The sequence below is a fragment of the Isosphaeraceae bacterium EP7 genome (assembly GCA_038400315.1).
Classification (GTDB): Bacteria; Planctomycetota; Planctomycetia; order Isosphaerales; family Isosphaeraceae; genus EP7.
The window spans coordinates 4060344-4084216 of the sequence record CP151667.1 but is presented as its reverse complement, the minus strand read 5'-3'; the positions used below and the strand labels follow the sequence as shown (position 1 = coordinate 4084216).

16 protein-coding genes, 2 tRNA genes and 1 pseudogene are annotated in these 23873 nt (G+C 65.7%); 9 read left to right on the top strand and 10 right to left on the bottom strand.

The window, feature by feature from the left end; translation table 11 throughout:
• Positions 1–65 precede the first annotated feature (65 nt).
• From EP7_RS15790 to EP7_RS15780, 3 genes are all read right to left on the bottom strand, one after another.
• On the bottom strand, positions 66–2591 hold the full coding sequence (locus EP7_RS15790; RefSeq protein ID WP_463522345.1) for an ATP-dependent Clp protease ATP-binding subunit: 2526 nt from the start codon (positions 2589–2591) through the stop codon (positions 66–68).
• Positions 2592–2850: 259 nt separating this feature from the next.
• Positions 2851–3375: a tetratricopeptide repeat protein gene (locus EP7_RS15785; RefSeq protein WP_463522343.1), complete on the bottom strand. Its 525-nt coding sequence runs from the start codon at positions 3373–3375 to the stop codon at positions 2851–2853.
• 127 nt (positions 3376–3502) lie between these two features.
• Positions 3503–4771 carry an AsmA family protein gene (locus tag EP7_RS15780; RefSeq protein ID WP_463522341.1) on the bottom strand — a complete coding sequence of 423 codons (1269 nt, stop codon included), beginning with the start codon at positions 4769–4771 and terminating at the stop codon, positions 3503–3505.
• Positions 4772–5131: 360 nt separating this feature from the next.
• Between EP7_RS15780 and EP7_RS15775 the strand changes: the two genes are divergently transcribed.
• From EP7_RS15775 to EP7_RS15760, 4 genes are all read left to right on the top strand, one after another.
• Positions 5132–7036, top strand: a complete 1905-nt coding sequence (locus EP7_RS15775; protein WP_463522339.1) for an SGNH/GDSL hydrolase family protein — start codon at positions 5132–5134, stop codon at positions 7034–7036.
• Between the two features lie 116 nt (positions 7037–7152).
• Positions 7153–9432, top strand: a complete 2280-nt coding sequence (locus EP7_RS15770) for a CehA/McbA family metallohydrolase (protein ID WP_463522337.1) — start codon at positions 7153–7155, stop codon at positions 9430–9432.
• A 145-nt stretch (positions 9433–9577) separates the two neighbouring features.
• Positions 9578–11338: an aspartate--tRNA ligase gene (gene aspS, locus EP7_RS15765; protein ID WP_463522335.1), complete on the top strand. Its 1761-nt coding sequence runs from the start codon at positions 9578–9580 to the stop codon at positions 11336–11338.
• A gap of 399 nt (positions 11339–11737) precedes the next feature.
• Positions 11738–13411, top strand: a complete 1674-nt coding sequence (locus EP7_RS15760) for a coiled-coil domain-containing protein (RefSeq protein ID WP_463522333.1) — start codon at positions 11738–11740, stop codon at positions 13409–13411.
• Between the two features lie 144 nt (positions 13412–13555).
• On the opposite strand, the gene EP7_RS15755 is transcribed toward EP7_RS15760, so the two are convergent.
• The 3 genes from EP7_RS15755 to EP7_RS15745 all read right to left on the bottom strand — a co-directional run bounded on the left by EP7_RS15755 (position 13556) and on the right by EP7_RS15745 (position 17210).
• Positions 13556–14353 carry a 2OG-Fe(II) oxygenase gene (locus tag EP7_RS15755; protein ID WP_463522331.1) on the bottom strand — a complete coding sequence of 266 codons (798 nt, stop codon included), beginning with the start codon at positions 14351–14353 and terminating at the stop codon, positions 13556–13558.
• Positions 14354–14832: 479 nt separating this feature from the next.
• A complete protein-coding gene (locus EP7_RS15750) occupies positions 14833–15984 on the bottom strand; it encodes a citrate/2-methylcitrate synthase (protein WP_463522329.1) in 1152 nt (383 codons plus the stop codon).
• A 638-nt stretch (positions 15985–16622) separates the two neighbouring features.
• Complete coding sequence (locus EP7_RS15745; protein WP_463522327.1) at positions 16623–17210, bottom strand: GbsR/MarR family transcriptional regulator; 588 nt, start codon at positions 17208–17210, stop codon at positions 16623–16625.
• A gap of 319 nt (positions 17211–17529) precedes the next feature.
• Here EP7_RS15745 and EP7_RS15740 point away from each other — a divergent pair, with 319 nt between their 5' ends.
• The 3 genes from EP7_RS15740 (at position 17530) to EP7_RS15730 (ending at position 17968) form a co-directional block, all read left to right on the top strand.
• Positions 17530–17697, top strand: a complete 168-nt coding sequence (locus EP7_RS15740; protein ID WP_463522325.1) for a toxin-antitoxin system HicB family antitoxin — start codon at positions 17530–17532, stop codon at positions 17695–17697.
• Positions 17698–17798: 101 nt separating this feature from the next.
• Positions 17799–17871: transfer RNA gene (locus EP7_RS15735), tRNA-Asn, on the top strand.
• Positions 17872–17896: 25 nt separating this feature from the next.
• Positions 17897–17968, top strand: a tRNA-Gly gene (locus tag EP7_RS15730).
• Between the two features lie 39 nt (positions 17969–18007).
• Here the strand turns inward: EP7_RS15730 and EP7_RS15725 are convergent.
• Both EP7_RS15725 and EP7_RS15720 read right to left on the bottom strand, forming a co-directional pair.
• The gene (locus EP7_RS15725; RefSeq protein ID WP_463528426.1) at positions 18008–18688 is read right to left on the bottom strand and encodes a DUF2293 domain-containing protein; all 681 of its coding nucleotides are present in this window, start codon (positions 18686–18688) and stop codon (positions 18008–18010) included.
• 60 nt (positions 18689–18748) lie between these two features.
• Positions 18749–19876, bottom strand: coding sequence for a DUF6398 domain-containing protein (locus EP7_RS15720; protein ID WP_463522323.1), 1128 nt, complete (start codon positions 19874–19876; stop codon positions 18749–18751).
• Positions 19877–20290: 414 nt separating this feature from the next.
• On the opposite strand from EP7_RS15720, the pseudogene EP7_RS15715 reads away from it, so the two are divergent.
• Positions 20291–20605 (top strand): annotated as a pseudogene (locus tag EP7_RS15715) (polynucleotide kinase-phosphatase); the annotation flags it as partial.
• On the opposite strand, the gene EP7_RS15710 reads toward EP7_RS15715, so the two are convergent.
• Complete coding sequence (locus tag EP7_RS15710) at positions 20602–21663, bottom strand: NAD-dependent epimerase/dehydratase family protein (RefSeq protein ID WP_463522321.1); 1062 nt, start codon at positions 21661–21663, stop codon at positions 20602–20604. The pseudogene EP7_RS15715 and the gene EP7_RS15710 overlap by 4 nt on opposite strands.
• Positions 21660–22754 carry a S49 family peptidase gene (locus tag EP7_RS15705; RefSeq protein ID WP_463522319.1) on the bottom strand — a complete coding sequence of 365 codons (1095 nt, stop codon included), beginning with the start codon at positions 22752–22754 and terminating at the stop codon, positions 21660–21662. The genes EP7_RS15710 and EP7_RS15705 overlap by 4 nt, the downstream gene beginning before the upstream one ends.
• A 112-nt stretch (positions 22755–22866) precedes the next feature.
• Between EP7_RS15705 and EP7_RS15700 the strand changes: the two genes are divergently transcribed.
• The gene (locus EP7_RS15700; protein ID WP_463522317.1) at positions 22867–23736 is read left to right on the top strand and encodes a hypothetical protein; all 870 of its coding nucleotides are present in this window, start codon (positions 22867–22869) and stop codon (positions 23734–23736) included.
• Positions 23737–23873: the final 137 nt, after the last annotated feature.

Here is a 23873-nt window from a genome sequence, read left to right as displayed (position 1 = left end):
GCGGCGCGTCGGTGTTTCAGATCGGTCGAACCGAGCCGGGAAGGTCGTCACGCCCCGTCTCGAAGTCAGGAAGGGGTCGCCTCGGGCGCGGGGCCCGAGGTGCTCGCGGCCTCGGCCAGCTCGGCCTCGGCCTTGTTCGAGGGGTCGAAGGCGAGGACGCGGTCCTCCCCTTCTCCCTCGACGCGGGCGTTGATGGTATCTTTCCCCTTGAAGGTCCCCTTGAGGATCTCCTCGGAGAGCGGGTCTTCGATGTAGTTCTCAATCGACCTGCGAAGCGGCCGGGCACCGTAATCGGCGTTGAAGCCCTTGTCGATGAGGAACTCTTTGGCACCGTCGCTGAGCACCAGCTCCAGGCCACGATCGCGGAGGCGGCCGCGGACCTTGGACAGCTCGATGTCGACGATCTTCTTGAGGTTCTCTCGGGTCAGGCTGTGGAACACGATCACGTCGTCGAGCCGGTTGAGGAACTCGGGACGGAAGTACTTCTCGATCGAGGCCATCAGGCGGGTCTTCATCTCCTCGTACGACGCGGCGCTGTCGCGTCCGCGATCGAAGCCGAAGATGTTCGAGGTCGAGGTCGCCTCGGCCCCCGCGTTGGTGGTCATGATGATGATCGTGTTCTTGAAGTCGACGGTGCGGCCGAAGCTGTCGGTCAGCCGGCCCTCTTCCATGATCTGGAGGAGCATATTGTAGACGTCGGGATGGGCCTTCTCGATCTCGTCGAGCAGGACCACCGCGTAGGGCCGCCGGCGGATCTTCTCCGTGAGCTGGCCGCCCTCCTCGTAGCCGACGTAGCCCGGAGGGGCTCCGATCAGCCTCGAGACGTTGTGCTTCTCCATGTACTCGGACATGTCGATCTGGATCAGGGCATCGGCATCGCCGAACATGAACTCGGCGAGGCTCTTGGCCAGGTGCGTCTTACCCACGCCGGTCGGCCCGGCGAAGATGAAGCAGCCGATCGGGCGCTTGGGGTTCTTGATCCCCGCCCGGCTCCGGCGCACGGCCTTGCTGATGCGCTTGATCGCCTCGGTCTGCGAGATGACCTTGGTCTGGAGTTCCTCTTCCATCTTGAGGAGACGGGCGGTCTCCTCGGCCTCCAGCCTCGTCAGCGGGATGCCGGTCATCTTGCTGACGACCTCGGCGACGACTTCCTCGTCGACGGTGCCGTCAACCTCTTTGGAGCGCTCGCGCCACTCGCGGTTGATGGTCTCTTTCTTCTTCTTGAGCTTGTCGGCCTGGTCCCTGAGCGATGCGGCCCGCTCGAAGTCCTGGTTGGCGACGGCCTCTTCCTTGTCGTGGTTAAGGCGCTCGATCTGCTCGTCCAGCTCTTTCAGGTCCGGGGGCCTGGTCATCGCCTTCAAGCGGACGCGTGCGCCCGCCTCGTCGATGACGTCGATGGCCTTGTCCGGCAGGCATCGGCCGGTGATGTAGCGGTCGGAGAGCTCGATGGCGGCTTCCAGGGCCTCGTCGGTGATCTGGACCCGGTGGTGAGACTCATAGCGGTCGCGCAGGCCTCGGAGAATCTCCAGGGCCTCGGACTTGCTGGGGGGCTCGACCACGATGGTCTGGAACCGGCGTTCGAGCGCACCGTCCTTCTCGATGTACTTGCGGTACTCGTCGAGGGTAGTGGCGCCGATGCACTGGACTTCGCCGCGGGCCAGGGCCGGCTTCAGCACGTTGGAGGCGTCGATGGCCCCCTCGGCGCCGCCTGCACCGACGAGCGTGTGCAGCTCATCGATGAACAGGATCGTGTTCTTGGCCCGGCGCACCTCGTTCATCACGGCCTTGATGCGCTCTTCGAACTGGCCGCGGTACTTGGTACCGGCGACCATCATCGCCAGGTCGAGCACCACGATCCGCCTGTCGCGAAGCAGCTCGGGCACGTTGCCGTCGACGATGAGCTGCGCGAGCCCCTCGACGATGGCCGTCTTGCCCACGCCCGCCTCGCCCAGGAGCACCGGGTTGTTCTTCTGGCGGCGCGAGAGGATTTGAACCACTCGCTCGATTTCGTTGGCGCGGCCGATGACCGGGTCAAGCTTGGCTTGCCGAGCCAGTTCGGTCAGGTCGCGGCCGAATGAGTCCAAGGCCGGAGTCTTGGACTTCCCACCTTTCGCGGCGGCGCGTTCACCTTCGCCACCACCGCCTGCGTCCATCCCGTGACCGAGCAAGTTGAGCACCTCCTCACGGACTTCTTCAAGCTTCAAGTTGAGGTTCATCAATACCTGGGCGGCGACCCCCTCTTGCTCGCGCAATAAGCCGAGCAGGAGGTGTTCGGTGCCCACGTAATTGTGATTCAGATTGCGGGCTTCTTCGATCGCGTATTCGATGACCTTCTTGGCCCGAGGGGTCTGGGGCAGCTTGCCCATCGTGACCATGTCGGGGCCGGACTGGACGATCTTCTCGACCTCGACGCGGATCTTCCTCAGGTCAACGTCGAGGTTCTTCAGGACATTGGCGGCGACGCCGCTGCCCTCCTTCACCAGCCCGAGCAGGACGTGTTCCGTGCCGACGTACTCGTGGTTGAAGCGCTGGGCCTCCTGATTGGCCAGTTGCATCACCTTGCGGGCACGATCGGTGAAGCGTTCATACATGCCGACGACTCCGACGATTTCACCGGCCCGGCGCCGGACAAGGGGATTCACGTTGGACGTGCGAAACTCGCGCGAAGATGTCCGGCTCCCCTTCAATCGTTCAGCGCATCGATCCTTCGGGTCAAGACTCGTCTCGCCCCGCACTAGGCGAGGATTCCTGCCGACCGCGTCCGAGGCCCCTTCATGACCGCAAACCGCCGCCCAGAATGCAAGACCGAGGCCGACCCATCCTAGCATACGAGCTGGCGGGCCCGTCGGTTCAATCCCCGTCCAGGCCGGCCAGGGCCCGGTTAATCTCCCAACGCCACTTGGCGCCCCCCTCCAGCTCGAGGCATTGCCGGAACGCACGCCGGGCCGACCCCGGCTGCTCCGTCCGGACGAAGAGGGTCCCCAGCCGCATCAGGGTGTCGGCGTCGGTCTCGTCCATCGTCAGGATCTGCTCGAACCGACGCCTCGACTCGTTCCAGCGCCCCTGGAGGTACGACTCGATCGCGTCGCGGTAGAGGCGATCGATCTCGTCGCGATGGCGTTCCGGGTGGCAACGCCAGATCCACCAGAGCGTATAGCACAGGCTCGCCGCCCAGCCGAGCACGGCGATGGCGACGAAGAAGCCCGAGAGGCGCGGGTCGAACGACTCGGTCCAGATAAAGCGGGTCACGACCGCCAGGTTCAGGGCGGCCGCGAAGAGCGCGGCCAGGATGAGGCCGAGCACTTCCTGGCCCGACCAGATCTGCGGCAGGCCTGGCCAAATGCTCAGGGCGGCGATCCAGACTCGCTTGGGCATGGAGACGACTCCCTCCGGATCGGGTCGGGATCGGGGAACGGGCGGGGCTGAATCCTTCCTCCCCACCCCGGATGATTCTAAACTCGCCAACCAGCCAAATCAAGGAACGCAGGCGAGCGGAGCGGCCTCAGCGCAGGTACTTCTCGCGCAGCTTGCGGCCGATCAACTTGAGCCGGGCGTCCTGGCCGCGCCGCGAGGGATCGTCGGGCGACCCCAGCGGGCCTCCCTCGATGACCGGCGATTCTAGAGTGCCGCGGACTCGCAGGGTGAGAATCTCCGACAGATCTCCCTGCACCTCGTCGAGGATCTGTCGGGCTTCCCGCGGCAGGCGGCTGCTCAGGTTGTCGGGGCGGATGGTGTAGTTGATCCCGCCCTGGAAGTCGGTCGAGCCGGCCATCACCACCGAGGCTCCGGAGACTTCCAAAGTGAGATTCTCCGTCGAGACCTTGCCTCCGCCGACCTTGAAGTCGCTGCGAGCCGAGCCCACCTTCGCCTTGGCCGGCAGGCCGAGCACATCCGAGAGTTCCGCCCAGAGGCCCGTGCTGTCCAGCCGGATCGGATTGAGCTCGACGACTCCGGTGCCTCGCAGGCTCTCGCGAAGCTGTCGTGGGTTCGGCCCCTCCGCCTGCAGGTAGATGCTCAGGTCAGCCTGGCCGTCGAAGCCGTCGGACCGCTTCGAGCGGACGGGGATGAGCATCGAAAGGACGTCGGTCTGCCGGTTCAGGGCGACGTCGGCCACGACAAGCTGCCCGGAAACCCGCGTGATCGCCGTCGACCGGTCGAGGCAGGCCGCCAGGGCGATCGTCCCGCCGTTGACTTCCCCCTTGAGCTCTTCGAGCCTGGCGATTCCCGCTTCCCAGGTGGCGTGCCCCTCCACCCGATCGATTTGCAGGAGCGTGTCGGTCGGCTCGTCGTGGACGCGGACCCGGCCGTTGCTCGCGACGACCTGGAGCCCGCAGGTGGGGGCCCCGCCGGACGCATCGTCGGGCGTGGTGTCCGGGCCGGGGTCTGCGGCCAGCGGGTCGCCGCATTCGAGCGACCCGTCGGCCAGGCGGTGGACCCGCAGGTCGAAGCCGTCGACGCGGAACTCGGTCAATTCGCCGTTGCCGACGAGCATGTGCAGCAGGCCGATGTCGACCCGGGCAAGCTCGACGCGCAACCAGGGGTCCTTGCCGCCGAAGCGGAGATCACTGAGGGTCAGGCCGCCGAAGTAGCCGAGGCTCACGCCGGCAAGTCGGACCGGGCTGCCCGAGGCGCGGGCCAGCCGCTTGGCGAGCCGGGCGCGAGCCCACTCGGTGGGGACGGCCAGAACCAGCAGTGTCCAGAGTAGAGGGGGGGCGAAGGCCAGGGCCAGCAGGGCCGTTCGCCGGCGCACTCGAATCCGCGGGCATTTCATGGGCGATCCGTCCTCGACCTCCCGAACGGTCGGCCCGCCCGGGCGCTTCAGCGTCCGGGGCCGTCTGCCACGCCGAACAACCTTCGACGCGACTCGGGCCCGCCGGCGCGCACCGCTTCGAGGTGACGCATCGGCCGGGCGGCGCGGGGACCATACGCCAAGGGCTCCCGCCCGGCAACACCATTCGCGCCCGTTTCCGCAACCCGGGCCCCGCCGCACCTGCCGAGGGCCGCCGACTCCTGGCCAACTTCCCCGCAACGCGCACACAGCAACAAGCCCCTGGGTTGCCCATTGTGCCAAAGGAGCGGACCGGCCAAACTTTTCTGGATCCAGTCCAATCACCATCGAGAGGATGCATCGATGAGCCAGATCGTTCGGAAGACGTCGTCCCGACATCAAGCGCGTCCAACTGCGGAGCACCTGGAGTCACGTCAACTTCTGACCGTCGACTTCGACTTCGCGATGGCCGAGCGTTTCGGGCTCGACTTGAACAAGAACGGCCTCATCGACCTGCCCAACACGGCGACCTATGCCCAGCCGGCCGCGCTCACGCTGACCTTCTCGGTGCTCGACGACCCGAACCCGGCCCCTTCGACAATCTATCAGTGGACGATGCAGCCCAGCACCGGCTCGCCGACGATCGTCCAGCGCACGGCCGCGCAGATCGCCTCGGGGAACTTGCCGACGGTCAGCGTCCCGGGCGTGACCTACGCGACAACCTTCCAGAAGGTGGTGGGCGGTGTGGTCGTCAATACGATCGAGCGGTCCGTCAGCGTCCGCGACATCCTCATCGTCAGCCTGGGCGACAGCTACAGCTCAGGCGAAGGGAACCCGGAGCGAATCCAGGAGCTCTCGCTGCCCGACTACTTCCCGTCGGACACCATCCCTTACCTTCAGACCAGCGACCTGAACCAGACGATTCCGGGGGTGGCGTTCACGGCCGCGGCCGGATTTTTCACGCAGACGAGCACCGCGCTCTGGGCCGACGGGGCCGACGGCTTTTACGGGGCGACCCCGTTCGGCCTGAACATGACCAACGACAATCGCCAGTCGCACCGGTCGACCGTGGCCGCGACCGCCCAGTACGCCCTCGACCTGGAGCGATCCGACCCGCACACGTCGGTCACCTTCGTGCACGTCTCGCAGAGCGGAGCGACGACCCAGACGGCCATCGGCGCCGTGCCCGCGGTCGGGCAGGAAGACCCGAATTACACGCTGACCCCGCAGACGAAGCTGATCCAGGCCATCGTCGGCAACCGCCCGGCCGACCAGCTCTTCATCTCCCTGGGCGGCAATGACGTCGGGTTCACCACCCTGGCGCAAGGCTTGGTCGTCAGCGACATCGTCGTGACCGACGTGATTGGAAATGCCACCTCGTTCGCCCCGAATCAGGTCAACAGGATCCTGCAACGGGCCGATGCGGCGATCGCGGCCTCGAGGGCCCTGAGCGTTGTGCTCGACGCCTTCGAGGTATTCGCGGCGGCGCTCCCTGCCGACTACGCGAGCGTCCAGACCGCGCTGAATGCCGTGGGGTTCAGCTCAGGGACGACGTTCATCACCGAGTATCCGGACCCGCTGCGGATCAACCGCACGTTCATCAACCCGAATAACGGCCTTCCGTTCACCCTACCCTGGTGGGGACCTGCTGTCTTCGACGTGGTGCCGCTGGCGCAGATCTCGGCGACGGAGTCTTACTTCGTCTCGAAATCGATCCTGATCCCGCTGAATCTCGACGTGGCGGCCGCCGCGAAGGCCAACGGCTGGACCTACCTGACCAACATCTCCGCCGCATTCCTGGGGCATGGCTACGACGCCCCCAAGGTCCAGGACAGCCTCGGAAACCTGCGATTCCTGAGGACGGCGCGAGAAGCGAGCCTGTTCGAGGGCCCGGTGGGCCTGACCGGACCGCTGGCGACCCGTGGCACGCTCCACCCCAACGCCCTGGGTCACCAGGCGATCAAGGCGGCCATCCTCGGCGCCTTGACGCCGACGGCGAATATCGCCGTCACGATGCGAGGAGGCACGCTCAACGCCCGCCCGCAAGGCCGGGCCAACCATCCCCGCAACACCGGCCTCACCTACGCCTGGGACTTCGACCGCCTCCCCGGCCAGGGCCGCTTCCGCGCCGACGCGGTCGGTGCCAGAGCCACTCTGACAGGGAAAGACTCCGACCGCAGGCCCGGCCGTGTCGCAACCCTGCGCACCACCAACGCCCTGGGAATCTCCACCGAGCGAGCCGTCTTCCTGCCGGCTCGACATCGCTGAGTCGAGGCCCAACTCCGAGGGCGGGTCACGCTTTTTCCGTTGCGTGGGCACGACCGTTGGCTTATCTCTCGGAGTACGCCGATGCCCGGCGCGACATCCTTCGAGGAGCCGCCGCCATGCCGATCCGTCCCTCTCTCGCCCTCGTCATGGCCCTCGCGTTGGCGGCCGCCGCCAACGCCGAGGAACTTCCCCAGGTTACAGGAGTCGAGTTCCAGCCCCTCGCGGCCCAGGCTGCCCGCATCGTCGAGGCCCTGGATGCCCTCGGGCAGCCCCTCTCCTCGGCGGCCAGGGAGCGGCTGGCCAAGGCCCTCAAGCTGACCAATCAGGACGCCGCGGCTCAGGAGATTCAGGAAGTCTTCGACCCGCTCTGCCTCGTCGGCGTGGAGATCAACCCCGAGGGTCGGGTGAAGGTCGCGCCCGGAGAGGCCGCCCCTGCCCTCGTCCAGCACGGCTGGCGTGCGTTCCTCGTCAAGGTGCACAACCAGGCGGGCCTCACGTCTCAGTTGCGACTGACCAGCCCCAACGCCGCACCCCTCTACACCAGGTCGTCCGGCAAGCCCGACCCCAAGCCGACCGTCCCGCTTTCCGAGGTCCCCCACCGCTGGCTCGACGCGTCGACCTTCGACGATCGCCCGCTGACCCGCACGCTCTCGGGCTTGCCGCTCGAATACAGGGTGATCCAGCTTTACAGCCGGGATGCAGGCCGCCGCGAGGCCAGGCTCAAGTTCGACGCTGGCCAGGGGACCCAGGATCTCGCCTCGCGGTCGGACGTCGACCTCCTCTTCCAGTGCGAGGCCGCTGCGCAGCTATCGGTCAACGTCAAGGATGTCGACGGCAAGCCGACGACCGCCTCGTTCGTCGTCCGCGATGCCCTGGGCCGAGTCTGCCCGTCGCAGTCGCGCAGGCTGGCCCCCGACTTCTTCTTCCACCCGCAGGTTTACCGGGCCGACGGCGAGTCGATCCTGCTGGCGCCCGGCACCTATACCGTCGAGGTCGGCCGCGGCCCCGAGTATCTGGCCGAGACTCGCACCGTGGTCATCCCGCCCGGAAAGTCGCGGGTCGAGGAATCGTTCCAGCTCAAGCGCTGGGTCCACCCGGCCGAGCTGGGCTGGTATTCGGGCGACCACCACGTCCACGCCGCGGGCTGCTCGCACTATGAGAGTCCCACCGAGGGGGTGACGCCCGAGGACATGATGCGGCACATCGTCGGCGAAAACCTGGACGTCGGCTGCGTGCTCGCCTGGGGCCCTTGCTGGTACGCCCAGAAAAGCTACTTCGGCGGCAAGGTCCACCCGCTCTCGACGCCTTCGACCTTGATGCGCTACGACGTCGAGGTCTCGGGCTTCCCTTCGTCGGGCTCGGGCCACCTCTGCCTGCTCAGGCTGACCGAGGACGACTATCCGGGGACCACCCGCATCGAGGAATGGCCGAGCTGGGACCTGCCCGTCTTGAAGTGGGGCAAGAGCCAGGGAGGGGTCGTCGGCTACTCGCATTCGGGCTGGGGCCTGGCGATCAAGGACACCAAGATCCCCAGCGAAGAGGTCCCGCCGTTCGACGGCATCGGCGCCAACGAGTACATCGTTGACGTCGTGCACGACGCGGTCGACTTCATCTCGGCCGTCGACACCCCGGCGCCCTGGGAGCTGAACATCTGGTATCACACCCTGAACTGCGGCTACCGATGCCGCATCAGCGGCGAGACCGACTTCCCCTGCATCTACGACGAAAAGGTGGGCCTGGGAAGGTCTTATGTCAACCTGGGTGGCCAGAAGCTCGACTTCGACACCTGGGTCAAGGGAATCAAGGAAGGCCGGTCCTATGTCTCCGACGGCAAGAGCCATCTCGTCGGTTTCAAAGTGAACGGCCTGGGCGTCGGCGAGGCGGGCTCCGAGACGCGGATCGCGGCCCCGGGCAAGGTGAAGGCGACGGCCAGGGTCTTCGCCCGGCTCGAACCCCAGATCACCCCGGCCACCGAGGCGATCCGATCGAAGCCATTGCACGACCAACCCTACTGGGACGTTGAGCGGGCACGGGTCGGCGCGACCCGGAAGGTGCCCGTCGAGCTGATCGTCAACGGCCAGTCGGTCGCCCGCCGCGAGGTCGAGGCCGACGGCTCCGAGCACGACGTCGAGTTCGACGTCGACATCGACCGCTCGAGCTGGGTCGCGCTCCGGGTCTATCCGTCGTCGCACACCAACCCCGTCTTCGTCGTCGTGGACGGCAAGCCAATCCGGGCGTCGAGGAAGTCGGCCGAATGGTGCCTGAAGTCGGTCGACCAGTGCTGGTCGCAGAAGCAGAAGCTCATCCGCGCCGCCGATCTTCCCGCCGCGCAGGCCGCCTATGATGTGGCGAGGAAGGCCTACGCGTCGATCCGCGACGAGAGTGCCGCCGACTGATCGAGGGGCACCGAACCTCCACGCCCCCGCCGGCGTCCGCACCCCTTGGGGAGCTTGACGTTCCGGCGGGGGCGGGGGTACCGTACAGCCTCCCGGAGCCCATCGGAACCCCCTGCGAGCGGCCCTTCGGCCGGCGACGTCGACCATGCTGAAACGGACACATACCTGCGGCGAGCTGACCGGCGAAGACGTCGACAAGACGGTCGTGCTGAACGGCTGGGTCGACTCCTGGCGCGACTTCGGGGGCCTGGTCTTCATCGACGTCCGCGACCGCTACGGCCTGACTCAGGTCGTCTTCGAACCCGAGGCCGGGGCCGACCTTCAGGCCGCCGCCCGCGAGTTGCGCGCCGAGTACGTCATCGGCGTCAAGGGGACCGTCGCCCCCCGGCTCAAGGGGAAGGAAAACCCCAAGCTGAAGACCGGCCAGATCGAAGTGCGCGTCAGCGAGCTGGAAGTCTTCACCGCCAGCCCGACCCCGCCGTTCGAGATCCAGGGGGCCGAGCCCAACGAGGAACTCCGGCTCAAGTATCGCTACATCGACCTTCGACGCCCGGCCCTCCAGAACGTCTTCATCGCCCGCCACCGCATGGCCCAGGTCATGCGCAACACGATGACGGACCAGGGATTCCTCGAGATCGAGACCCCCGTCCTCGGCCGCAGCACCCCAGAAGGGGCCCGCGACTTCCTGGTCCCCAGCCGGACCTCGCCGGCGCATTTCTACGCACTGCCGCAGTCTCCCCAAATCTACAAGCAGCTCCTGATGGTCGCGGGCTTCGACCGCTACTTCCAGATTGCACGCTGCTTCCGGGATGAAGACCTGCGGGCCAACCGCCAGCCCGAGTTCACCCAGCTCGACGTCGAGATGTCGTTCGTCGAGCACGAAGATGTGATGACGACCATGGAGACGCTCATCGCCTCCCTGGCCCGTGAGTTCGGCGGAGAGGAGCTGACCCTCCCGCTGCCGCGCGTCGATTATCACGACTCGATGGAACGCTACGGCAATGACCGGCCCGACTTGCGCTACGGCGTCGAGTTGAAGGACGTCGCCGACGTGGCGGATAAGACCGAGTTCAAGGTCTTCCAGATGGCCAAGGAAGCCGGCCACCGGATTCGCGGGATATGCGTCCCGGGCGGGGCGTTACGATACAGCCGCAAGGATCTGGACGGTCTGACGGAATACGCCGGGACGTTCGGGGCCAAGGGCCTGGTCTGGCTCAAGGTCGAGGACGAGGCATTCGCCGGTCCCACCGCCAAATTCTTCCCGCCCGACGCCCAGGCCGACCTCCGCTCGAAGTTCGACGCCAAGGCTGGCGACCTGATCCTGATCGTCGCCGATAGTCAGGCGGTCAGCTCGCAGGCCCTGTCGAACCTACGGATCCGGCTCGCGTCGGAGCTGAAGTTGTACGACCCGAAGAGTTTCCATTACTCCTGGGTCGTCCGCTTCCCGCTCTTCGCCTGGGACGCCGACGAGAACCGGTTCGTCTCGGAGCACCATCCGTTCACCATGCCCCTGGTCGAGGACCTTCCGCTCCTGGAGACCGACCCGGGCAAGGTCCGGGCCCAGGCGTATGACCTGGTCGTCAACGGCGAGGAATGCGGCGGCGGGACGATCCGAATCCACGACCCGGCCATTCAGTCCAAGGTCTTCCAGCTCCTGGGCCTCAGCCCCGAGCAGGCCGACGAGAAGTTCGGCTTCCTCATCTCGGCCCTCCGCAATGGGGCCCCGCCCCACGGCGGCATCGCCCTTGGGTTCGACCGCCTGGTCATGCTGTACTGCGGCCTGACGAACATCCGCGACTGCATCGCCTTCCCCAAGACCGCGAAGGGGACCGACCTCATGACCGGCGCCCCCGGCACGGTCGACAGCCGGCAGCTCCGCGATCTTCACGTCCGGGTCGTCGAATAATCGCCGCAGCCACCGATAAACAAGGCGCCCGACCGGTCACGCAATCATGCGGGGGACAGGTCGGGCGTTTCTCATTTCGAAACGAAACCGAGAAATATGGAACGATTCTGCGGTTTATCGTGAACGATCTCGCGCCTTCGGGCGTCAATAAAGAGAGGTTCGCCCGCAAAGCGGGGTTGTCGGGGTTACGACGGCTCGACTCTTGGACAGGCCTTTGACTCGCGGGGCCGCGGGCATTAAGATTGTGTAAACCACCGTCTCTGCCCAAAGCCTCCAGGTCAACAGTTCGATTTCGGGCATCGCGGCCCTTCGCACCCGACTCGTGTGACATAATTCCCCAGCAATCCGGCTTAGCCCGCCCCTGTTGCGCGAGCGGGAACGCCGTCGGGAGCCTCCAAGATGCCTCCAGCGCCCAATGAGTCTCAGGGCCTGAAGATTGCCGTGGCGGCATTCGTGTCGCTGACGGTGATCCTGGCCGTAACGTCGTATTTCCTCTACTCCAGCTACGACCAGGCGTCGGTCAAGCAGATCGCCGCCGAGCGTAAAGCGTCGGAGTCTGACAATAAAGCCAGCCTGGCCGTCCAGGAGGCCAACTTCCTCAAGACCCAGGCCGGTTACAGCTCGATCGAAGACTTCGAGCAGGCCAAGGCGGCGATGAAGAAGGATCAGGACGCCATCGCGGCGTCGATCCGCGACGCGGCGAAGGAAGTGAACGAAGCCATCGCCAAGTCCAAGGCAGCCGGCCTGAACGATCCGAAGTTCGAAGAGCTCACCGCCAGCATTCAGGGCCTGGCCACGCAGTACGAATCCGACCCCAACAAGACCTACAAGGATTCGCTGATCCGCCTGAAGGATCTCCTGCTCAACCAGGCCAGGTTGGCGACCAATCTGAGCCTCAACGACCTGGAGCTGCGCACGCGGCTGGAGAATTCCGCCCAGGTCTCCTCAGCCCGCCTCGCCGAGGAAACCACCGGCTTTAACAAGTCGAAGGACGACCTCCAGAAAGAGCACGAGCAGCACGAGAAGGAGCGGGCCGACCTGAACGCCAAGGTCGACGAGTACCAGACGCGGATCGCCACGCTCTCCAGCGAGCTTTCCAACCTGAAGGCCCAGTCCGACCAGGCCATTGAGGCCCTGAATAAGAAGTACTCCCAGCTCCAGGGAGTCAACCGCAACTTGCAGGAGCTGGCCGACAAGAATGATTCGCGCCTGGACAAGGCCGACGCCCGGGTGACATTCGTCGATCCCGGTCGGGGCGAGGTCCGCGTGAATCTGAATCGGGCCATGGGCGCCAAGCCGCAGATGGAATTCTCCGTCTTCGACAAGGACGCAGCGGGGATCCCGACCGACAAGCCCAAGGGAATCATCCAGATCCTCTCCGTCGGCGAGACCGACAGCGTCGCCCGCGTGGTGAAGACGATGTCGCTGTCCGACCCGATCCGCGAGAAAGACCTGGTCTACTCGGCCGCCTGGAGCGCGAACGACCCCCAGCAGTTCGCCCTGATCGGGAACATCGACATCAATCGTGACGGCCGCGACGACCGGGCCGACCTCATCCGCCTAATCGAATCGGCCGGCGGAGTGGTGGTCTATGACCTCCCCCCGCCCAGCGGTGACCGAATTCCCGGCGAGCGCGCCGTGAATCGGTATTACACCACGAACCACCTGGGCGTACCCCCCAAGGAAGGCCGCGGCGTTGGCGAGATCACCAGCCGGCTCTACGCCTACGTCATCGACGAACGCGACCCCTACTTCGACAAGCAGAAGTCGTCGTATGTGCCGTCGAAGGCCGACCAGGACTTCGTCAAGGAACTCTCCGACGCACGCCGGGTCGCCCGCGACAACGGCGTCCGGCCGATGCCGATCGAGCGTCTGCTGACCTACATGGGCTACTCGACCTTCACGTCATTGCCCCGAGCGAAGGGCGAGACCGAGTACATCAACAAGGCCGCAGTCAAGCAACTGCTCCGGGACAAGGGGGGACGTACCCCCGCCGAACCCGCCGAAGGCGAACCGACCACCGCCCCCGCCCCCGCGCCTGCCCCCGAGGCCGAAGGCGACCAGCCGAAGTGACCGTCCGAGATCTGCGACGCTAAACATCCCCGGCCATCGAGCCGGTTTCACCCCGCCCTGGTGGTTCTCCACCAGGGCGGGGTTTTTCATGCACCCACCTGCCCAGGCCGACGAGACAGCTCTCGCCGGCCGGCGGCCCGGATCTCACTTCCCCTTGATCTTCTTCTTGAGGCCCGACAGGGCGCGCGAGAATCGCCGCTTCGCCTGCTCGATCGGCATCATGACATTGCCCTTCATGAATTCATCGGGCCGGGCCTTGAAGATCGTCGAGTGGGCTTCGCCCGTCCAGTGGGCGGGGGCTTCCTTGGTGTAGTAGTAGGCGGCGAACGACTTGCGAGACATCCCCTCCGGGCACTTCACCGCCGTCACGCCGTGGTAGCTGATCTCATTGGTCTCGAACACGACGCAGCGGTTGAAGATGGGCGAGAAGGTGTGGTGGCACACCTTGACATCAGCGTCCCATAGCTCGATGTTGCCGCCGTACTCCGGCTTCCAATCCTTGTTGAAGTAAATCAGGATATTGAGCCGACGGTGCAGCTCACGATCCTTGATGTAGTTGAAGTCGACGTGGACGTCGAGCAGCCCCCGAGGGCCCGTCTGGTGGATCCCGCCGCCCACGAGGGCGTCGTCGGGCAGGAGCTTGGGGATGTCGAAGACGTACGACATCAGGTCGAGGAATTCGGGCGAGGCCAGCGTCCGGTTCAACTCGGCCACCGGCTCGGCGAACTTCGACGAGTCCGTCACCTGCACCTTGCCACGCTCATTGACGGCCTTGAACGTCTGGCCGACATTCCAGGCCTCCTCGTACGACGGATAGGAAGCGAGCACGCTCTCGGCGAACGACTGCTCGAGGAAGTTGTCGATGCAGAAATTCTTGACGGGCGTGGACGAATTGACCTTGTCCCGGAGCGATTCTCGGTCGATCGCGTTGATGTGATTCATGGAGTTGACCTGATTCTCGTTCGATATGGGAGGAGCGGGGATGTGGGGGTGGGCGGTGTCGATCTTCGCCTCGACCGACGGATTCTAGCGTACGCAGATCGCCCGGACAATTCGAGCTGCAGGACGTGGCGCCATACCGCCCACGGAGAAAGCCTAGTTAACGGTGCAAGATTCGTCGAAATTTCCGGCACCATCTCCAGTCCATCGAGCATCGCGGCCTTTTTATAGCGTTATCAAGTCAAACTGGACCACCAAGGCCTCGGGAACCGGACGGTTCACCGGCCGCCTGACCGAGTTCGACGAAATCGAGCCTCCCGGCTGATCGTCCACGAAACCATGGTCGATGGTGAAGCGGCTCGGTGGCCGACGAGCCCGGGCATGGGGGAGAAACGACAGCGCGCGTGCGTACCCCGGAGAGGATCGCCCGTGCGAGTCTCTCCGGGGTAATGACGATGGTCCGTGGGACGGGCGAGGAAGTCTCAGCCTCGCTCGGCCAGGGGCTTGACCGGCCGGTTGGGCGGGCCGATGTAGCGGGCCCTGGGGCGCATCAGGCGGTTATTGTCGAGTTGTTCGATGACGTGGGCCGACCAGCCCGAGACGCGGGCCATGGCGAACATCGGGGTATAGATATCGAGGTTCAGGCCCATGTAGTGATAGAGCCGGGCGCTGGGCCAGTCGACGTTGGGCGGGAGGTGCTTCTTCGACGTCACCTCACGCTCGATCGGCTCGGCGATCTTCTCCCAGCGGTCGTCGCCAATCTCTTTGGACAGCGCGATGCAGTATTCCTTGAGGATCTGGGCGCGGGGGTCTCCGGTCTTGTAGACGCGGTGGCCGAATCCCATGATCCGGGCCTTGCGGGCCAGTGCATCCTGGATCCACTGCTCGGCGTTGTCGGGAGAGCCGACGCTCTCGAGCACCTTCCAGGCCTCTTCATTGGCCCCGCCGTGCAGCGACCCTTTCAGGGTGCCGATGGCCGCGACGATCCCCGAATAGATGTCCGAGAGGGTCGAGACCGTCACACGGGCGGCGAACGTCGACGCGTTCAGCTCGTGCTCGGTGTAGAGGACCATCGACAGGTCGAACGCCTTGCGCATGGTCTCCGAAGGGACCTTGCCGCTGACCATGTGCAGGAAGTTGGCCGAGTAATCCAGGTCGTCGCGGGGGGGGATCGGCTCGTGGCCTGTGGAGAGGCGCTCTCGATAGGCGACGGCCGTGCCCATCTGGGCCACCATCCGCTCGGCCTTGCGGACGTTGGCCGCGTGGTCGGTGGGGTCGGCGTTGACGTCGGGGTCGAAGTGGGCCAGCGTGCTGACGCTCGTCCGCAGGACGTCCATGGGGTGGACATTCTTGGGGATGTGACGCAGCAGCTCGATCAGCGGGGCGGGCAATCCTCGATTGGCCCTCAGCCGGGCGTCGAACTCGCGGAGCTGCGACGCGTTGGGAAGGTCGCCGTGGAGCAGCAGAAACGACGACTCTTCGTAGGAAACTCGGCCGGCCAGGTCCTCGATCCGGTATCCCCGATATTCCAGGCCACCATTGCCCTGCTTGCCCTGCAAGTTGCAGATGGCCGTCTCGTTGGAGATCACGCCCTCCAGGCCGGGATAATACTGGTCGACCGACTCGGTGCTCATGACGGACTCCGCTAGGATGGATCGAAGGCAGGTCGGCGACGAACAGGTCGGCCCTCGATAGGGCGACCACTTCGAAGGGGGCGGTCCCTGGAACCTAACCGACGCGGGGGGCGAGGTCAAATTGACCGGACTGGCGTCTCGGCCTCTCGCCTGTCCTTTCATATTAGACGAACCAGGTGACACCTTCCACGCCGGTTGCCCGCGTGCGCGTGCCCAGAGAGCCCGGTCGAGTCCGTCCAGCACGGTCGGGCGGACCGCACCCCCTCGAATTCGATCCCCGGCCCAGGATCTGGCTCGCGTGGCCCTACGTCGGGCGGAACACGAAACGGAGCGATCGCCAGGACGCCCTGTCCTCGGCCGAACCATCGCCGCCATAACCCGATTTCGCGCGAACCCGCGACCGACAAAAGGGAGAGGGCCGCGGCACCCGTGCGCCGCGGCCCTCGACTGAAGTACGGCCCCGGCAGGCCCCACCGACAAGGCGGGTTGTCCACGCCTTCCGCCCAGATTGCGTGGACGGCCTGCTGGGGTCGTTCGCTCATGGTTCGCCGGGCCTTTGGTCGGCCCGCACGTTCCTTCTAGGCCCGTCGGGCCCCCGTGGACAGGGGCGCCCAGAAATTTTTTCGAACATTTGGGCATCAGTCGCCCGATTCGGGGGGCGAGAACAGGTCGGCCAACCCCCGGACCTCGTCGGATTCGAGTTCGATGAGGCGATTGGACAGCCCGTCGATCATGGCGAAGAACTGGGTGAGGGCCACCACTCGGTCCCGGTAGCGTTCCAAGCCAGGGTCGCCGGCGACCATGCTCGCCGTCCGCTCCAGGAGTGCCAGCGTCGGGTCGAGTTCGCGACGCTTGCGCTCGGCGAGGATCCGGCGGAAGAGGGTCCAGACGTCGGATTCTGCCCGGTAATATTCGCGCCGCTCCCCCTGCCTGTGGACCTTGTGCACGACCCCCCAAGCCATCAATTCGCGGAGATTCATGCTGACATTTCCGCGTGAAATGCTCAATCGCTCCTTCAGGTCGTCGGCCGTCCAGTCTTCCCCGGAGATGTAGAGCAGGGCGAACAACTCCCCCATGGTGGCGTTGATGCCCCAGGACCGGGCCATGCCGCCCCAGTGCTCGACGAAGAGCCTGACGATGTGCTCGATGGAAGGGGAGTCGGGCACCCCCTCGACCGCGTCCGCCGCGTCGGCGCCGCGGCCATCTTGCCCGCTTTCATGCATCATTAACGCAAGCCCTCCTCGCCTTTATCGCGAAAAACGAACGCGCATCGCGAAAATCAGACGCGGGGATGATCCGACACTTGCCAGCGAGCGTGCGGCCGAGCATCATAGATATCTCTGGATGCGAACCGACCAAGCCGAGAGGCCAGGGCCGCGAGAAAATTCGCGGCGGCAGGCCGCATCGAGATTTTTGCCCGCCTCGCGAGTTTCATTGTATACTGCAACGTCTTCGGTTCGGCGACGTCACCAATCTGACGCCGTGATCCGGTCGCCGTGTCCGCGTCCGTCCGATGGGCGCGGCCCCTTTGCGGAGTGCTCCCTCATGCCCGAAACGGTCGTCCATTTCCAGATCCGGATGCCACCGGTCTTGCACGAGCAGCTGGCCAGTTGGGCGAAGGAAGATAAGGCCTCGCTGAATGCCCTGATCGTGGGGATTCTCGAGCGGGCGATGGAAGCCCATGCCTCCAAGCCTCCCGTCCTGAAAGACTGACGTCGGTAAACGCCGGCTTCCCGCGGCCTTTCTCGACCCCTGAAAAGACTCTCTGGAACGCCCTTGTAATGCGTCCCGGAACTCGCTAAAGTCACACGCATTCCCCGATAGCTCAATCGGTAGAGCGAGCGGCTGTTAACCGCTAGGTTCTAGGTTCGAGTCCTAGTCGGGGAGTTTTCAAAGAGCTCTAACGGAGCTCGCGGGCGTAATTCAGTGGTAGAATGCCAGCTTCCCAAGCTGGACGTCAGGGGTTCGAATCCCCTCGCCCGCTCTATTTCGATTCGGAGATCCGTGCGGCGTGACACCCGTCTCACCCCGGCATCTTGGAATCTAACGCCGCTCGGAGCAGACATGCTTCGGGGGTGTCATCGCCCCGGCGATATCGGCCCAGCAACTCCTGGGAACGCCCGGCGAGTTGACGACGGACCTCTCGTCGCTTCCCCTTCTCTCTGGGGATGACCATCGTGTCATACGCGGTCGTCTGGTGCCTCATCCAGGCGATGACGGCGGCCTCGGCACGTTGCTCGAGGGGGATCCGCTCGGTCCTGGCGACCGTGCCGCTGCCGACCGGCGTTGCATGATCGGCGACAGCCCGGGCCAGCCGGTTGGCAAGCTCGGCGTGCGCAGGGTGGAACGCCAGGAAGTGCACGACCGCCCCGTGAAAATCATCGACGTATCTGGCCTGGACCCCCTCGCGGCGGCGTGCGTCCGACGCTTTACGCCGGGCGAACGTCTCGGTGGACCGCTCGGCCTCCAGGTCGGCGCGGATCCGCTCGATGGTCGCGGACGGGGCCCAGACGCCCCTGGAAAAATTCTTCCGCCCCTTCTTCTCCTGGATGACCCAGTGCTCGCCGGCGATCTTCACCCGACGCGTGAGCCCGGCGTCTCCCGGCGGGAGGAGGATCCATCCTTCCGGGGCGTGAAGCACCGTTCCGTCGGCGGCCCGGACGGTGTCTGGAGCAGGGCCGGGGGCGAAGATCGGGCTGGTCATCTCGGCGTCCAAGTCAGAGTTTCTCGAGGATTCACAAGCGCCGACGGCTTCGGCAACGGCTCAATCCTCGGCCGTCCTACCCGCCCGTGGGTCGGGGATGAAGGGGATGAGGCCCTTCCGGAATGCCTCCTCCTGGACCTTCCTCGGCAGGTCCCGCGCGTCGTCGATCATGCCGTTGACCCGGATCATCCACACCAGCGGATTTTGTTCCATACGGCTTTTCAGCATCCATTCGGGATCAATCCGGTCGATCCCGTGTTGATTGCGGATCTCCATCGATTTCGCCGAGCCGGTCGCCTCGGAGACGCCGAACGCCCGATCGATGTCGGTCATTTTCATATGATGCGGCTGGCTGGGGTCGCCGAGAAAATTCACCCAGCCGATGACCCTGACGATCCCACTGGCCCACGATTCAGGCTTGCCCCGAACCAGCGGCGAGGGCCGCTTACGAACCAGGATGCCCGCGAGCTTCCGGCACAGCTCGGCATACTCCTCATCCAGCTCTTCCCGACAGAACGCATCGATCAGCGCCACGATCCGGTCATGGGCCGGGCGTGCTGCCGACGACGCAGCCACTGGCGTACGCTTCCCCGAGACGTCGTTCTTCCTCGCCGCCTCAGTGCCCTTGGCGTGGTGCGGCAATGACCTGATGATTTCGTTCCGTGCTTTGGCCTCCTTGTAGGTCTCGTCGAGGATCCGCTTGACCCCGCCGCCGAAGCTGATGTCGTGCACGATGGCGAGCCCGTCGTAGATGATTTTTCCCTTGAACGGCACGAGCGTCGTGCGGATCAATCGCGGCAGATCGGGGCCGATCACGACCTCGAACGGATCGAACAAGGCGAGCACTCCATAGGCGAGGACCGGCTCGTCCGCGGAGAGGAAGATCATCTCTTGCTTGAGCTGGCGGAACGCGAAGAACTCGCCCGAAACGAGATTGGTCCAGGACCGGGCGATCTCGATGTCGTCCTCCACCAGCCGCTGCGGATTCTCATCGGCGAATGCGTCGATCAAATCCATGTGGTCGAGCAACGCCTCGTGGACCTTGAGTCGTTGGCTCGGCGGGAGCTTCTCGAAGGATTTGGGCGACGCATACTTACAATCGATCAAATTGAGCCGTCTGCCCACAAACAACATAAGCGACTTGTGGATTCGGAAGAACTGCTCGGCGTCCTCAAGGCATAACAACATGCCCATTAGTCCTTGATCGAAGTCAATGCGCAGCCCCCGCCTCCCGCTCATCGGTCCCGGTGATTTTCCTCCCGTCGCCGATCGTATTCAAGAGACTCTGCCTTCGTGGCCGAACCGGGGCCACGTCGTCCTGTCCACGCCTCTCGATGGGTCGGCCGGCAATTCTCAGCTCGGGTTCATCGATGACGAATCGAGGCCCTGCGGGCAATGCAGGGCCAGCGCAGTTCGCCAGCGACAAAGGCAGAAGATCGCGCCCGCATGGCTCACCGAGGAATTCCGAGAAGGAGGAGATCGCTCGACGCTACCTCAAGTTTCGCCCGAGCCTCGTCCGGCAATCCCTCGACCGGCTCATCCCGGAGGAGACGCGGGCAGAGAGCGAGTCGACGGACGCCGGACCGACCGAGGAGGTCGTGGGGCGGTGAAGTGATGGTGGTCAAGCCGCTGTCGTTCCTCCACCGAGGGAGCCGAAGGCTGGCCCAGCCGGCCGTCAAGTGCCGGGGGAGAGAGTACCTGCGGATCATCTACGGGCCGGAGTACACGGCCGATGAGAACCTCTCCAGGCTGCGGTCGAGCGACCTGGGGCGCAAGCGCTCGCTGGCTCTCGGCGAGTTCGCCCTGGGCATCGAGGGCATGGAGCGGTTCGTCCGGAAGGAGCCCTTGCGGAGAGTGCATGAGTGCGTCTTCGGCGTCCTGGCCCTGGAAAGCGAGCCGGTGGACCCGAGGCTCTAGGGTGAAGTCGCCCCGCAGTCGGGCGAATCGTCACCGTTCAAGTCGACGTCGCGGAGCCAGGGGGCCATCCCCTGGTCGCGGCTGTCGACCAGCGAGCGGCGGATTGCGGCCTTCGTCGGGCCGTGGTGCAGGTCGAAGACGTGATTGGCTCGGGCTCCGTCGACGTGGAAGCGGAGGTAGCCTCCCGCGACCACGGCCCGGGAGACTGAGAGCCAACGGCCCGTCGCCAACCGGTCCAGGCCACCTGCGATGGAAGTGAGGAGCGGCGACGACCAGTCGGGAAGGTCGAGGATCCGTCGCGGTCGCCCGGCGATGGACGCCACCATCTCGGCCTGCTGGCGGAAGGAAAGATATGGGCCGATGACTGCGTAGCGCCGGCCGGGCTCGCCCCGGTCGAGGGCCCTGACGTGGGCGGTCGCCAGCGTCTCGACCTCGATGACCGGAATTCCGCCGGCCGGCAGCAGGGCGATTCTCGTCTTCGACATCGTCAGGAGAACCTCGGTCGAGGTCGGGCCCGGGTCGCGGGGGCCGATTGTCATCCCCGGGCAGAGGGCCAGGGTCTGCATCCGGCCCGAGTTGGCGGCCAGGACCAGTGCTTCGGCCTCGCGCTTGGTCTCGGTGTAGGGGGACCGCACGGGGACCAGGTTCCAGGGGTCATCCTCGGTCGCCGGCTTCTCCTCGGTGCCGCTGGCCAGGGTCTGCAGGGTTGACGTGTAGATGAATCGCTCGACCCCGGCCGCCCGAGCTTCGTCCAGGAGTCCTCGAGTGGCGTCGACGTTGATGGCTCGGCTCTGGCCCGAGGGATCATGGCCCAGGTGAACCCGGCTCGCGCAGTGGATGACGTGGCGGGCGCCGCTCAAGGCGCGAACGCGGACGGACGGGTCGCGCAGGTCGCCGATCTGCCAGTCGATGGCGGGATCGCCGGGCCTCGTCCGGGGCAGTCGCCGGACCAGGCCGCGCACCCGGTAGGTCCCGGAGGCCGCCAGCAAGCGCGCGACATGACCGCCCACGAACCCGCCGGCACCCGTGACGAGGACCCAGGGAAGGCCCCCGGTCATCGGCCGGCCTGCCTCAGAACCGTCGGGTCCGGCTGCCAGAGGTAGAGGAATGTCGGCGTCTTGCTGCGGTCGAGACCCGGATAGCTCAGGGGGAGCATTTCCCCCTGGATCGGGATGTTGGGCGAGACCGCATACATCGACCTCGCCGCCGTGCCTGGCCTCTGGAACTGGACGATCTCGGCGTCCGAGATGCCCGCCAGGCCTTGTGCCTCGGCCAGCGCGTCGTCCAAGTAGCCGATGCGGTCGACCATCTTCAGTCGTTCCGCCTTGATCGCCGGCACGACCCGGCCGTCGGCGATCGCCTCGCGGTCGGCGTCGGTCATGGCGGGCCGAAGGGTGGCGACCCGGTCGCGGAAGCGGTCGCGGAAGCCGTCGGACATTTCCTGGAGCAAGGCACGCGCCTGGTCGGGCACGCGGGCCGTCACCGAGCCCATGTCCACCAGCTCGCCCGACTTGACCGGCTCGGCTCGGACGTTCAGGGCCGCCATCGCGTCTTCCAGGTTGTACAGGTTCAGGATCGCTCCGATCCCGCCGGTCACCGTGGTCGGGTGCGCCACGATCCGGTCGGCCCCCACGGCGAGATAGTAGGCACCGCCGGTCGCCAGGTCGAGCAGGCAGGCGACGACGGGCTTGCCGGTCTCGCGACGGAAGCGGGCGAGATCCTCGGCCAGAATATCCGAGGCCGTCACGCCGCCCCCCGGGCTGTTGATCCTCAGCACGATCGCGCGGATGCGTCCGTCTCCGGCCGCCGCCTGGAGCTTCTCGCGGAAGGCCGCCACCGGGTTGTCGCCGGCCGAGTAGATCCCGCTGAAATTCTGGTTGAGGATCAGGCCGTCGACGTCGACGATCGCCACCCTCGAACCGCCAGGGCCGGACGGCGAGGGCCGGACGACGACCTCGGACAGTTCGCCGGGCTCGGGGACCGCCGGGAGCTTCATTTCCAGGCTCCCCTGCACCGTCGCGGCGATCTGCCCCTCGCCCTTGACGTGGCCGTCGAACGTCCCGTTGAACGGCGTCGAGGCGCAGCCGGCGAGCAACGCGACGGCCGTCGCCATCCATGCGGCACGCTTCCTGCGTGGTCCTCGTCCCATCCCTGAATCCGTCCCTTCCACCCCGAGCGACCGAACAGCCGATATCCCGGTTATCGGCACGACCCGACGCGAACTTGCCCGCGTCAACTCGTCAACGCAGGGACCCGACCCGATGTTCCAAGCCCTGGCCCTGATCATCCTGGCCCTCCCCCTCGACTCGCCCGAGCCGGCCCACGCGTCGAACCTCGTCTATCGAGAGATCGTCGGCGAGGGCGTCCGCCTGGGAGAAACGCCCATCCGGCTACCCGCCCCGCGACTCATCGACGGCCAGACTCCCGAGGCACAACGCAAGGCCCTTGCCGAACTTGCGGGAGGCGAGCGGGCCGCCGAGGACTTGCTCCGCGACTCGGTGAACGCCCCGTTCGTCCTGAAAGTGCGGGACGAGAAGACCCCCGCCGGGGACACGATTCGTCAGGCCGACCTTGTCTTCGTGGTCCACGCCCCCCTCGACGTGATTGAACCGGCCGAGACCGCCAGGCAAGCGGCCAAGGCCCCGGCCGAGGCGGCCAACATGCGCGTTGAGACGATGTTGCTGGGATCGGGCGACCTGAACGCCCTGAAAATACCCCCTCCCGAGGAAGGCCGCGAATGGTACGCGCGAATGACGGCCCGGCTGCTGGACCGGATCCAGGTCACGGCCACCGACCACGTCGTCGTCTCGCGGTCGGCCGATTCCCTCGTGATGGCCTCACGGACCGATCCGAGGTTCGGCCAGAAAACGGCCACGCCAAACGCCTGGACCACCCTGGCACGCGACGGGACGCCCGGCTCCGAACCGCAACCCTATGAGGGGGGGATGAGCTATACCAAGATCAGCCGCATGGCCGGGGCGCCGACGATTCTCGTGGTCGAGGCGCACTTCGCCTTCGTCGAGCCGAAGGCCTGGTTCGATGGGGCTCCAGTCCTCCGGTCGAAATTTGCCCCCGTCGCCCAGGACCAAATTCGCCGCCTTCGTCGACAGGTCAAGGAACGCAAACCGTGACGGACAAAGACAAATCCGAACACATTTGACTTGGGTGGACCGCCAAGAATTCGCAAGTCATCTCCCATCCATCTTTCCCAGATTCTAAAATCAGTACGCTCGAATCGAAAGAAATGGGAAAATCGTAACCTTCCTCA

Bases quoted from the DNA above. Each gene is read 5' to 3' on its own strand.
- EP7_RS15705 (WP_463522319.1), bottom strand. From the start codon at position 22,754: ATGGGACGAGGACCACGCAGGAAGCGTGCCGCATGGATGGCGACGGCC.
- EP7_RS15700 (WP_463522317.1), top strand. From the start codon at position 22,867: ATGTTCCAAGCCCTGGCCCTGATCATCCTGGCCCTCCCCCTCGACTCG.
- EP7_RS15770 (WP_463522337.1), top strand. From the start codon at position 7,153: ATGCCGATCCGTCCCTCTCTCGCCCTCGTCATGGCCCTCGCGTTGGCG.
- EP7_RS15745 (WP_463522327.1), bottom strand. From the start codon at position 17,210: ATGATGCATGAAAGCGGGCAAGATGGCCGCGGCGCCGACGCGGCGGAC.
- EP7_RS15775 (WP_463522339.1), top strand. From the start codon at position 5,132: ATGAGCCAGATCGTTCGGAAGACGTCGTCCCGACATCAAGCGCGTCCA.
- EP7_RS15755 (WP_463522331.1), bottom strand. From the start codon at position 14,353: ATGAATCACATCAACGCGATCGACCGAGAATCGCTCCGGGACAAGGTC.
- EP7_RS15760 (WP_463522333.1), top strand. From the start codon at position 11,738: ATGCCTCCAGCGCCCAATGAGTCTCAGGGCCTGAAGATTGCCGTGGCG.
- EP7_RS15780 (WP_463522341.1), bottom strand. From the start codon at position 4,771: ATGAAATGCCCGCGGATTCGAGTGCGCCGGCGAACGGCCCTGCTGGCC.
- EP7_RS15725 (WP_463528426.1), bottom strand. From the start codon at position 18,688: ATGACCAGCCCGATCTTCGCCCCCGGCCCTGCTCCAGACACCGTCCGG.
- EP7_RS15740 (WP_463522325.1), top strand. From the start codon at position 17,530: ATGCCCGAAACGGTCGTCCATTTCCAGATCCGGATGCCACCGGTCTTG.
- EP7_RS15785 (WP_463522343.1), bottom strand. From the start codon at position 3,375: ATGCCCAAGCGAGTCTGGATCGCCGCCCTGAGCATTTGGCCAGGCCTG.
- EP7_RS15750 (WP_463522329.1), bottom strand. From the start codon at position 15,984: ATGAGCACCGAGTCGGTCGACCAGTATTATCCCGGCCTGGAGGGCGTG.
- aspS (WP_463522335.1), top strand. From the start codon at position 9,578: ATGCTGAAACGGACACATACCTGCGGCGAGCTGACCGGCGAAGACGTC.
- EP7_RS15720 (WP_463522323.1), bottom strand. From the start codon at position 19,876: ATGTTGTTATGCCTTGAGGACGCCGAGCAGTTCTTCCGAATCCACAAG.
- EP7_RS15710 (WP_463522321.1), bottom strand. From the start codon at position 21,663: ATGACCGGGGGCCTTCCCTGGGTCCTCGTCACGGGTGCCGGCGGGTTC.
- EP7_RS15790 (WP_463522345.1), bottom strand. From the start codon at position 2,591: ATGTATGAACGCTTCACCGATCGTGCCCGCAAGGTGATGCAACTGGCC.